The following is a 12,254-nucleotide window of genomic DNA, read 5'->3' as shown; positions in this document are numbered from 1 at the left end:
AAATAACGTTATTTTACTTCATTCTGTTCTTCGTCTTGCTCATGGATCGTCTCGTCTGCATTAAACAGCTGGGTGACGCGCAATGTCCTCTGATTGCGCGGCGACCGGTTCCTTGATGCGGAACCAAGCAACATAAAGGGCTGGCAGAAACAATAGCGTGATCGCTGTTCCGGCGATGATGCCGCCCATCATGGCATAGGCCATCGGCCCCCAGAAGACTTCACGCGCGATGGGTATCAGCGCCAGGCTGGCCGCAGCGGCAGTCAGGGCAATCGGGCGCATGCGATGCTGGCTGGCCTTCATGACCGCGTCCCACGGATGCAAGCCGCCATGGATATCCTCCTCGACCTGGACAATGAGAATAACCGAATTGCGGATGAGAATACCAATCAGCGCCAGAACACCCAGAATCGCCACAAATCCCAGCGGCTTGCCACTCGGCAACAGCGCGGCAACCACTCCGATCAAGCCAAGCGGAGCCACCGCCACCACAAGAAAAAGACGCTGGAAACTTTGCAGCTGCACCATCAACACGGTGGCCATGACAAACAGCATCAGTGGAATCACCGCCGCAATCGGCCCTTGTCCCTTGCCGCTCGCTTCCACGGTTCCTGCGGTGGCGATCGCGTAACCGACAGGAAGCTTCGCTGTGAACGCCCGCACTTTCGGCGCCAGATCCTTGACGATTGTATCGGGCATGGTGGCATCGGCAATCGCCGCCGCCACTGTAATGGTCGGAATGCGCGATCGCCGATAAACCAGAGGCTGTTCCAGCGCGTAACGGAAATTGGCAATCGCCGCCAACGGCACCGAGGTTCCCTGACCGGTCGCAATCTGCAACCCTTGCAGTGTGTCAATGGAATCGCGTTCCTGCTGCTGTGCGCGCGCAACCACATCGACAAGATAGATCGAGTCACGCACCTGCGTGATGGCGACACCGCCAACGATGCCGTTGAGCGTGGTGGCAATATCCTTGGAGGATATTCCGAGCTTGCGCGCCTTGTCCTGCAGGACATCGACACGGACTACCCGTCCGGGCTCGTTCCAATTATAAGTAACCACATCCAGACGCTTGTCTTCGCCCAGAACGGAGGCAAATTGCTGGCTGATCGCCCGCAATTTCTGAATGTCGGGACCCGATACGCGATATTGCACCGGCCGGCCAACCGGCGGTCCCAGTTCGAGGAATTTCACATAGACATCGGTGCCGACATAATCCCGGTGCAATATGGCGTTGAATTTCTCCCTCAGACGATCACGGGCCTCAAGATCCTTGGCCACCACGACCATTTCACCGAAATAGGGATTGGCGGGCTGGACATCGAATGACAAAATGAAGCGGATGGCACCCTGACCGATATAGGTACTCCAATGATCGATATCGGGATTATCCTTGAGCATCGTCTGCTCAAAGCGCTGCATCTGTCGCCTGGTCTCGGTGACAGAACTGTTCTGTGGCAAGGTCCAATCCAACACCAACTCCGGCCGGTCAGATTGCGGAAAGAACTGGCGCTGGATGAATCCCATCCCCACGACCGAGACCACAAACAGCGCAATGGTGGTGGCGATTGTCACCCATTTATGCCGCATCGCCGCCAACAGCACCGTCGAAAAAGCCTCGAATGCCTTGCTCGGCTTTGCGGCATGCGCCTGCATTTTCTTCGGTAGGAACGTGACACCCAGCAAGGGGGCGAACAGAACCGCCACAATCCAGGACACCAGCAGCGACACCGCAATGACCACAAACAATGTATAGGTATATTCACCGGCCTGCGAATTGTTGAGGCCAATCGGTATGAACCCGGCAATGGTCACAAGCGTGCCTGTCAGCATCGGAAAGGCCGTGTGGGAATAGACATAGGTCGCAGCCTTGTGGATGGGATCACCATGTTCCAGGCGCGCCACCATCATCTCGACAGCGATCATGGCATCATCAACCAAAAGACCCAAGGCAATGATCAGTGCCCCCAGTGACACGCGCTGCAGCGAGATATCCATGATCTGCATCGTCAAAAAGGTAATCGCCAGCACCAGCGGGATCGAAAGCGAGACGACAAAACCCGCCCTCATGCCGAGCGAAATGAAACTGACGGCAAGAACAATCACCACCGCCTCAAACAACGCCTCAGTGAAGCCGGAAACCGCTTCCTTGACGACCTGCGGCTGATCGGCGATCCGCGTCACCGTCACGCCGATCGGCAGTTCACCGGTCACCTGCGTCATCATCTTGTCCAGCGAGGCGCCAAATTCCAGCAGGTTGCCATTGGGTTTCATGCCGATGCCAAGCCCGATCGCATCCTGGCCGTTGACGCGGAATATCGAACGCGGCGGGTCAATATAGCCGCGGGTGATCGTCGCGACATCGGAGAGGCGAAAGAAACGGTCATTCACGCGCAGATTGACCGCGCGCAGGTCGGCTTCCGAATTAAACTGACCGCCGACACGCACACTGATGCGTTCAGCCCCGGCTTCCACAACCCCCGATGGGGTGATTGCATTCTGGTCCTGCAGCGCCTTCATCACAGCCTGCTTGTCAAGACCGAGTGCCGCCATCTGGTGGGTCGAGAATTCCAGATAGATTGCTTCGTCCTGCGCACCGATCAGCTCAACCTTGCCCGCATTGGGCAGAGTGAGAATCTGGCTCCGGGCATTTTCGGCGTAATCACGCAGCTGTCGCATGCTGAACCCGTCACCGCTAAACGCGTAAATATTGCCGTAAACATCGCCGAACTGATCATTGAAATAGGGACCCATCACGCCCTGGGGAAGCGTGTTCTGAATATCGGTCAACAGATGACGCACCTCAGTCCAGGCCTTGTCGACCGCCTTGGCGCGCGTTGTCTCCTTGAGAAACACAAACACCACCGACTTCCCGGCCGTTGTCACCGATCGCGTATAATCGAGCGTGTCGAGTTCCTGCAGCTTCTTTTCCAGGCGGTCCGTGACCTGGTTGAGGGTTTCGTCCACCGAGGCCCCCGGCCAGTTGGCCTGAACGACCATGGTCTTGACGGTGAAATCCGGATCCTCCTGGCGCCCCAGATGCAAATAGGACACCAAGCCCGCCACCAGGAAGACCAGCATGAAATACCAGACCAAAGAGCGATGATTAAGCGCCCAGTCAGAGAGATTGAAACCTTTCTTCACCGCGCGGATCCTTTTTCACTGAGCATCACTGTCTGGCCCTCTTTGAGCGCATGAACACCGGCAATGGCGATATAGCTGCCCGCGGCGATCCCGCTGGTGGTGAAACTTTGTTCATCGCGTCCATCCACCAAAACGATCTTTCGCGACACAAGCTTGCTGTGCGGATCGATCACATAGACACTGGTCTTCCCGCCCTCGTCGACAAGCGCCGAAAGCGGCAGTGTCACCGCCCGCTGGGCCGGCATCACCGCCCGTGCGTTTATCATCGCGCCAAGGCGAAACCCCTGTGGCGGTTGATCGAGTTTCAGCTTGACGCGACGGCTGCGGGTTTGAGCATCCGCCTCAGGTGCCACCTCGCGCACCGTCCCCTCGCCCGTGACGGCTGGGTCGGCTTCAAGTGTAACCTGAAACCGGGTCCCCACTGCAAGATACTGATCAAGATGATCGGGAATATCGATAACCGCTTCCCGGACATCCGGGCGAGCAATGGTCACCACGGTCTGCCCCGCAGCGACCACCTGGCCAATTTCGGCCTGTGTAGCCGAAACCACCCCATCATAATCGGGGCGCAGCACGGCATAGTTGCGTTGGTCCTGGGCTTTCTTCAGGCTCGCCTTGGCTTTTTCGACACCGGCCCCGCCACTGTCCCGGGCCTGACGCGCGGCGTCATAATCGGCCTGAGCCACGTTCCTGCTTTTAAGTAGCGCGGCCTGGCGTTTCTCGTTGGCAAGCGCATTGGTATATTGCGCCTTCGCAGTTTGCAGATCGGCTTGCGCGGACTGTACCGCAAGATCCAGCTGGGTTGGATCAAGCGTCGCCATGACCTGCCCCTTCTGAACGCGATCCCCGACCATTGCCGGACGGCTGACAACCCGCCCCAGCACCCGAAAAGCCATATCGGTGGCGTAGCGCGGTTCGATGGTTCCCGAAAACCCCGCTTCAGCGACCGGCGTTGCCGCTGCAACCGTATAAATTACGGGACGTGCGACGTCAGTTTTGCGATCTGCGGCCTCATTGCGCCCGCAACCGCCCACTATCAAAGTGGTGGCGAGCATCAGTGTGCCGAACACCTGAGCCTGAGTGACTGCCGTTGTCGATTTCATTGTGGTGCCGATCCCTGCTCATTGGTCTCCATGATGGTGACAGCAGCGCCCGGTCGCAGCAATTGCGCGCCGCCACTCACAACCCTGTCCCCCGCTGCAATCCCGTCGGAGACCGCAAACCGCCCCTTCTCATAGGCAAGCACCGTGACAGGCACGAGGTTGGCCACGTCTTTTTCCGGATCGATTTTCCAAACGGCGGTCTTTCCGCCATCACTTGTCATCGCCGTCCAGGGCATCATCACCACCTGCGACGTCGCGACCGCAATCCGTCCGGTAACAGAGGCCCCAAGCGCCATTCTTGACATAGAAGCGGGGATCTCGACCTTGACCCGAACCGTCTGCGCCTTGCTATCGATAATCGGCGCAATTTCCCGGATATGACCTTGGGCGGTCACAGTTGGATCAGACAACAAGGACAGGCCCACTGCCATGCCCACATCCGTTTGATGGATCAGCGTTTCCTGCACATCGAACACGGCATCACGCGGCCCGTCCATGGCAATGACGAACGCCGCCTGCGCCGCCGCAACCACTTGTCCGGTTTCTATATTGCGGGTTGTAATGATCCCGGACTGCGGCGCAACAAGTTGCGTATAGGAAAGCTGTTGTCTGGCGCTTTCCAGCGCGGCATTGGCACTGCTGAGCATGTTCTGCGCTGTCTGGCGCTGCTGGTCTGCCTGATCATAGTCGCTGCGCCTGGTGAAGCCTTGCTGCAGCAAACGCTTCTGACGGATAAAGCGCGCCTTCGCCTCAACCAGCTTGGCCTCCGCCGCGACTTTTCCCGCCTGCGCGACCTTGAGAGCAGCCTGCTGTTCAGAGGCATCGACAATTGCCAGCACTTGTCCTTTTTCCACATGCTGACCAACCTCGGCACGGCGCTCCCGGATCAAGCCGTTGACGCGGAACGACAGATTGATCAGCTGGCGCGCCGCGATTGCGCCCGAAAACGCGAGCGGGGGATGGTAAGCACTGCTTTCAGCGATCGTCACCGCAACAGGAATATTGCCGGGCGTGGCAGCACTTTGAAGAGACGGCGCCTGCGCGGCAATGCCGGCGTTGACCGTCAAAATCACGACAAGCGGCGCCAGCCTCGTCGAACACCACGTTTTTCTGAAAACCAAAGAGGATCTCTGGCGCATGGATCTGCCTCGCAGGCTCATCTCAAATCATTCGCAAATGGAGGCGGCAACTGGATCACAATGAAGGATCGCCACGGTCGCACAATTCGACTTTGCTTATCGGAATATTAATGAAGTATTCGAGATATATTTAATTTACGTTTGACTAATAAATGCAAGCAATCACGATATAGATGACTGACTTGCAAATAAGACGGCGCCCTATTTCTGTCAAGATAGATAAAGTGCTTCACGGCAAACTCGCAAAACCTTGATCGAACGGTGATGAGGCCTCTCAGCGCTGTTGTCGTTTTCCAGGCAATGTCTGTGGCCGGAGATTTGGCCTCGCCTTTGCAAAAGACGGCAAAGCAAGCCCGTCCTTGATCGGGTCAGCTGTGCAATGAAGCAGTTGCGCAGGGTTTCCGCTCGTTGATCCGAGAGGAGTGATCGGCTCCCATACAGTTGCGATTGATTGGCCCTGCCCCGATGTTTCACTTGAAGTCGCTCCGAGACGAGCCTGTAATAGGAGCGCAATCCCAGGCGGGCGAGGTTGAGAACTTGCCATCCTTCGTATGGGCACCGACTGTGCCACATCTCCCAATTCCCTGCTCAATACGGAGCCTGGGTTAGCATCGCGCCCCGCCGTCTGTCCGGGCGCACCGAGACCTTGGTCTGCCGGTGTCATGGTGAGATGGAGAGATGGAGAGATGGAGAGATGGTGAGGCGTTCGCCCCGTCAGGGCACAGATGATTTCTACCCCAAAAGCCAACACCTGCAACAAATATGGGTATTAAATGAGACATTTTAATATAACCTACCACTTAAATCATCGGCTATTTCCTGTTAACTTGTCTAGGCGTCATCAATACTGGTTTTTATCAAGCATGCATTAATAGGACGCAATCTTCGCAGGGTGCAAACCACGTACGAAGGTTATGCTGTTTTAGTTCTTTCATTCGTTTTTTGACCTCCATAGGCATGTGGTCATCGTAAGGTTCTCCCCCTTTCGGTGACCACATGTTTTTCTGGCCCAGGTTTTGTGGCCCGTGTTTTCTGGCCCGTGTTTTCTGGCCCGTGCCGGGCATTCGCCGCCAGCGCGCCCCTTCAAGGTCGATCAGAACGAAAATGCCCGGCAAAGCGTGGATGCACTCTTTTCATTCTAGCTTAAACTTCATCAGCCGGATATCAAGAATGGCTAATTTATACTTCCGTTGAAAGAAGATTTTATAACCTATATTGAATATCATGGCATTTTTAACTTGCAGCAATCCGCTTTGTCTGAATAGTATCGCGCTCTATTCGGTAATGCTCGAATTTTTCATGACCCATTTTTATTGGTGCCAAGGATTTGATTAGACATTGACCCGTCCAACTCAGCGTTCTCTGGTGTGATGTGCAGCACGCCTCTGCGGCTTGGCGGTTTCGCGCTGTTTGCTGATCAGGAATGTCACGCAGTTGCGCGGCGGCGCGGCAGGAGTTGAGACAGCCTTTGGAACCAATTTGAGAAGCGCCCTTGCATGCGGCATGTGTCCCATCGGCACGGTTGTTTGACGGTGCGTCCCATTGAAGGAGGAGGATGCTGTGACGCCAATTTTGAAAAGGGAGAAGACCTGGCGATACTGGCCGATCCTTGGTTTGACGATGGTGCTCACAGGCTGCGTCACCGCAGCCGTTCCACCCTGTTCAACACCACACCGCCTCGCCAGACTTCGTCAGGAACAGGTGCTGCGCGGCAGCATCAATAAGCGACGCCGAGCCCTGGTCGCAAGTGAAGTCAAGTCAACAGCGCTGAACTGCCAAAAACAGCATATCGATACGACGCACCCTTCCGCATCCTGCCTGATCTTGCAGCGGCGCAAACATTCATTGGCGGCACGGATCCATCAAGAGGAAATCCAACTCCAAGTTTTGCTCAAAACCGACGATGATCGGCAAAGCCTGTTTGGCAAGCAGGCCTCGTGTCTTTTACCCCCCGCTCCAACGCTCAAGCACGCCCCTGTCATCCATCGCAACAAACGTTCCCATCACGACAAGCAGCCCCCAGCGCGGACCCATTCTCGTCACAAAGCCCACCCCGCCGTCCTGCATGCGGTGAAACAAGCCGAGCAGCCGATAACGTCTGCACCGGTCATCGCAGAGGCACCCAAAACAACCCAGGCTCTCGGCAAACCAACGGAGGTCACAGCTGCCAAATCATCACCTCCACCCGTGGCGTCGCAACCCGAGCATGATTATGTTGTCGATCCGCATATGCGGGTGATTGGTCGCAGCTTCTTTCAGGATGATATCAAACTGCCACATGAGTCTGACGCACATTGATGCTTTAACGATCCGCTTTGTTTACAGAAGTGGTTGCAACCCCATGATTTGGCCATAATATCCGCGATACGGATATTAGAGTATGCTCATATGCTGTATGGGAAACTCCGAGAGTCGCAATCGACAGATTGCGACGCCCCACCGCCGCCCAGAAAAAGAAGAACCAAGCCCTTGAACTACAGCCTTGAAAAACAACACGAAAATCAGATGATGCGGCTATAAATCATAATATCTTTATTTAGTAAGATTTAATACTGAAAAACTAAATTGCTTATTAAGCTACCATATTTAACTCACAACTAATTATTTACTCTATCACGCATGTATAACTTGCCAATATACGGATCGCTCCCCTACTATAAACATAGGATTACTTATTCTTTTCCCATGTAAAATTGGGTAAAGCGCTTTTATTTTCTCGTCGTTGGGAGTTGTCGCATGTCCAAGATTCATTTATCAACCTCGGATATCGCTCCTGAAGCCAGAAATGACTTCTGGCGAACAGTTATTCGCCCAATTTATGAGATCGCAACGCCCAATGGCGATCCGTCAGAGACACTGCGGGGTGAAATCCTCTCTTATAGTGCCGGTCCCCTGACCATTGGCACCACCAGCTTCAGTGAACAGAGCTATCAACGCGACAAACATCAGATCGATCGCGAGAATTCCGATTTCTACCTTATCCAATTTATCACTTCGGGCGATCTGAGCGGCGATTTCGAGGGGCGGTCGGTTGCGGCTGCGGCTGGCGATGTCGTCATCATCGATCTCACGCAATCCGTCCATAGCCACGCAAGTGCCGGACAACGGATTACAACGATCCTGGCGCGGGACGCGTTCAACCGAAACGCAAACTGGCGCAGCCTGCACGGGATCGTTTTGAGCGCGGATGCGCCCGCCACCCGGCTCATTACACATTTCCTTCAGGGGGTCCTCAACATTGCGCCAGAACTCTCCGCTGAAGAAGGCGCCTCAACTCAGGACGCAATCATCAACCTGATTGCTCTTGCGTTGCGCAGCAGCCCCGACATCGTGGAACAAACCATGGGTGCCGATGCAGTCAATGTTGATATGAAAGAGCAGATCATCCGCTTCATTGAGAATAATATTGCCTCGACCAGCCTCAGCGTCGCGATGATCCAGAAACGGTTCCATATTTCCCGCGCCCATCTTTACAGGATCTTCGGCGCGGATCACGGCATAGCCAGCCTTATCAAGGAAAAGAGGCTCGATTTCGCGCTGCGGAGCCTGATGAAGGGGCAATACAGCAATGTTACCGCCAAGCAACTGGCCCATATCAGCGGATTCAAATCACCCGAGCTCCTCAATCGTCTGTTTCGGGAAAAATTTGGCATGAGCCCCAAGGAACTGGTGCGATCCGGCGAGTTGATGCGACTTTCGGTAAAGAGCGGGTTTGACCTGCAGGATCATATGCGTGAGCAGGTCCTGAACGCGGCCCAGATTATCAATACCGCATCCACTCAAAAATAGCTGCGAGCTGTAATGGAGTTGCAGTCAGCTCATTGACTTTCACGCACTTGCCACCACTAGGCGCGACATTGTTCACCCTGTCGACACACGGCGAAACAGAGCTGCAAAGACCGCTTGAATGATCAGTGAACCGGTGCTGTTGACGGGCGTCCCACCGCTGCCGCGAGCAGACGCAAGAATCCTGCCTCAATAGCCTGGCTCTGCTGCTCGCAGGCATCCTGGGCGAAGGCGATAACGCCTTCAAGATAGACGATCATCAGCTTGGTGATGGCCCATTCTCCCGAAAGAAGCAACCCGTCCAGATTTCCTTGGGCGATCGATCTCTCGATGGTGACACGCGGGATAGATATGCCGTCGATCCATAAGGGTTCGACACGATGATACGGCGCGGCCTGCTTGAGTTCAACAAAGATGTCGCCCGATTTGGCGGCTCCCTCGGTCTTCCTGCAGCAATAATTGGAATCGCACTGACGCACGACATGAAAGATATAATGCTCGCACTGACAATTTTTCAACACTGCAACCGGCCTCTCACTGAAACCTTGTAAAATAACTTTAAATATACCCTCGATCCTTAGACCAATGCGCAGAGCCTCGCTTGAGAAAGTAATTTTAATAAGTCATAAACATGGCTTTTTTAAATTTCTGATCTTTAGATTTTATTCTACAAGCATAAACCCTATAAAGGCGCAGGAAATTGGCCTATTGTATAATATTGATGCTTTTTATATTTTAGTCATTACTTTAAAACAGCATCAATCAAGCGCGACACGCCAAAGTGTCAGGTAAATCACCTCATTGGAAGCCTATTCCGAGCGGAGCATCCTCGCGGAAAGCAGGCGGCGACCACGACACGCCTCTACAGTTCTGCATTGAAGGCGGAGTTTTCGCGGCGAGGAAGCGCGTTGCACCGGGATCACGGGGAGGGGATTTCCTCGACGGAATTCGGTTGCTCTGGCTCAAACGCGCAGAGCAATGCACCACGAAATCTATGGGTTGGCGTATCAGTCAAAAATATTACATTATATATATGTAATATATACTTTACGAAGGCCGCTTTAGTAAAATCTTAATCCTACTTTTTCACTTTTAAACAGTGTAAAATATGCTATTTCTTTACGAATCGCCATATATATATTAACTATGGCTAACATTTACTGCCCGCTCTTAATATTTGCATAAGCTGCTGAGCCTTTTCCAGTTTACCCTGACCCGTTTTTCTCAGAACCGACAACGGACATTTCATGCTGCACACGCGCCCATCGTCAATCACACTGCTTCCCAACACTGCCGGTTCCGATCACAGGCGCCAACTGCACAAATTCGCCTTGTTGAGCGGCGCCTCGATTGTTGCTTTGCTGGTCAATCTGGCCCCGGTCTTGGCCGACGATCTGGTGGTGGATCCGGCGCTCGCCAATTCGCCGTTTACGGCGGTGGATGGTGACTATGATACGCTGACCATTGGCGAGAGTGGCGCCGGCATCTATCAGCGCACCGACGGCCAGACTGTAGATATCATGGTTCTGTCGGATTTCACGCTTGGCAAGAATGCCGGTTCAAGCGGCCAGATCAAGCTGGACAATGGCAGCACCCTGCGCGTTAATTTCGATGATGGAACACGCAGGATCCCGCAAGCGATCGGCACCGGTGCCGGCACCGGCTCGATTGAAGTCCGCAATGGCTCGAAGCTCGTCTTTGTGACAGACAATGAATTTAACACGCTTCAATCGTCGACCTATAATCTCGGTTCGCGAGAAGGCGGTCGCATGACGATTGATGTCTCCGGCATGGGCTCGAGCATAGAGACAGAGTTTAACGGCCATGTCAGTGATCTTGTTCATTACGGCGGCTTCGTGCTCAACAATGCTGATCTCACCGTTTCGGATGGTGGCAATATCACCTCGGCCTTTACCGACGAGGACAATACCCGTCCGCAGCGAAACGGCGGCCTGGTCGCTGATTTCGGATCGACGGCATTGATCACCGGTGCGCAGACCACCGGCACGCTCGGAGCGCTGTCGGTGTTTCACGGCAGCAGCATCACCATTGCCGACGGCGCGCAGGTGGAGACGAAGGGTATTCAAGCTGGATTGACTCCGGTCAGCTTGTTTCACATTGAAGGCGGCAATATCCATGTCACCGGTGCCCAGACCGTGGTGCGATGGGCAGGCGATGATACCTTCGCATCATTTACCGAGATCGTCGGCGACGACGACGGCAACGCGGGATCCCTATTGATCGACGGCGGTGCGACGGTAAAGGATACTGTCCTTGGCATGAGCTTTACCCGTACGGGTAGCCCGGCCAGCGGCAGTTTGACCATTGATGGCGCGGGCTCGAGCTATAATGCCAGCTATGCCGCCCTGGGCAATACTCATGTCGGAGCAGTCCCGCAGATCATCACAATCAGCAATGGGGGCGCGCTCAATCTCGATGGCACGGCGCTCCTCTCCTCGAGACTTCCTGAGGTGGGTGCCGGCAATTTTACCATGGTGGGCAATGCGAGGCTTACCATTGATGGACCGGGATCCATTCTCGACATTCGCAATAGCAACTGGAACCCCAGCGGCGTAAAGGCCGGTGCAATTGTCTTTGAGCAGGCTGGTATCGCCGCGTCACCCAACAATACGATCACGGTGTCAAATGGTGGCAGCATCAAGGCCCGTGAATTTGTCACCACCAATAATGAAAAAAACGCCAGCCGCGTCAAAGCCACCATCAATATCGGCGCTGCGGCGGGTGATGCAGCGCAGGCGGCCGGAACGCTGGATGTCGCAGCCATCAATACGACGCTGACCACCCATGGCAATACATACGCGCGCACCTATACCGACGGTGGTCCGGGGGGCCAGATTGATCTGGTGTTCAACCACACGCAGAATGATTATGCGTTTGACCCGACCATTCTCAACCAGACCCATGTCAATGTGGTGGCCGGACGCACGATCCTCACGGCCGATAACAGCTATAAGGCCGGCTCCGAGACCCATGCCGGTGCCACGCTGCAGATTGGCAATGGCGGGCGCCAGGGCTGGATCATCGGCGATGTCGCCAATGACGGAACCACAGCCTTTGATCG

6 protein-coding genes and 1 pseudogene are annotated in these 12,254 nt (G+C 54.7%); 3 read left to right on the top strand and 4 right to left on the bottom strand.

Annotated elements, in window-relative coordinates; all coding sequences use genetic code 11:
- Positions 1-60: 60 nt before the first annotated feature.
- The 3 genes from QBD00_RS22160 to QBD00_RS22150 are packed head-to-tail and all read right to left on the bottom strand — an operon-like array spanning position 61 to position 5,386.
- Positions 61-3,144, bottom strand: a complete 3,084-nt coding sequence (locus tag QBD00_RS22160) for an efflux RND transporter permease subunit (protein ID WP_318580556.1) — start codon at positions 3,142-3,144, stop codon at positions 61-63.
- Positions 3,141-4,247 (bottom strand): efflux RND transporter periplasmic adaptor subunit, encoded by a 1,107-nt coding sequence (locus tag QBD00_RS22155; RefSeq protein WP_191793949.1) that lies wholly within the window; start codon positions 4,245-4,247, stop codon positions 3,141-3,143. Before QBD00_RS22155 ends, QBD00_RS22160 begins: the two co-directional genes overlap by 4 nt.
- Entirely contained in the window at positions 4,244-5,386 is a 1,143-nt protein-coding gene (locus QBD00_RS22150; RefSeq protein WP_318580555.1) for an efflux RND transporter periplasmic adaptor subunit, read from the bottom strand. Before QBD00_RS22150 ends, QBD00_RS22155 begins: the two co-directional genes overlap by 4 nt.
- A 1,542-nt stretch (positions 5,387-6,928) precedes the next feature.
- On the opposite strand from QBD00_RS22150, the gene QBD00_RS22145 reads away from it, so the two are divergent.
- Positions 6,929-7,684, top strand: a complete 756-nt coding sequence (locus QBD00_RS22145) for a hypothetical protein (protein ID WP_318580554.1) — start codon at positions 6,929-6,931, stop codon at positions 7,682-7,684.
- A 438-nt stretch (positions 7,685-8,122) separates the two neighbouring features.
- A complete protein-coding gene (locus tag QBD00_RS22140) occupies positions 8,123-9,175 on the top strand; it encodes a helix-turn-helix domain-containing protein (RefSeq protein WP_191793947.1) in 1,053 nt (350 codons plus the stop codon).
- A 122-nt stretch (positions 9,176-9,297) separates the two neighbouring features.
- Here the strand turns inward: QBD00_RS22140 and QBD00_RS22135 are convergent, their stop codons facing one another.
- Positions 9,298-9,693, bottom strand: a complete 396-nt coding sequence (locus tag QBD00_RS22135; RefSeq protein WP_318580553.1) for a hypothetical protein — start codon at positions 9,691-9,693, stop codon at positions 9,298-9,300.
- A gap of 726 nt (positions 9,694-10,419) precedes the next feature.
- Between QBD00_RS22135 and QBD00_RS22130 the strand changes: the two are divergent.
- Positions 10,420-12,254, top strand: a pseudogene (locus QBD00_RS22130) (hypothetical protein); the annotation flags it as partial.

Source organism: Ochrobactrum sp. AN78, assembly GCF_029909885.1.
Classification (GTDB): domain Bacteria; phylum Pseudomonadota; class Alphaproteobacteria; order Rhizobiales; family Rhizobiaceae; genus Brucella; species Brucella quorumnocens.
The sequence above is the reverse complement of the archived record's forward strand: the minus strand, read 5'-3'. Positions and strand labels throughout refer to the sequence as shown.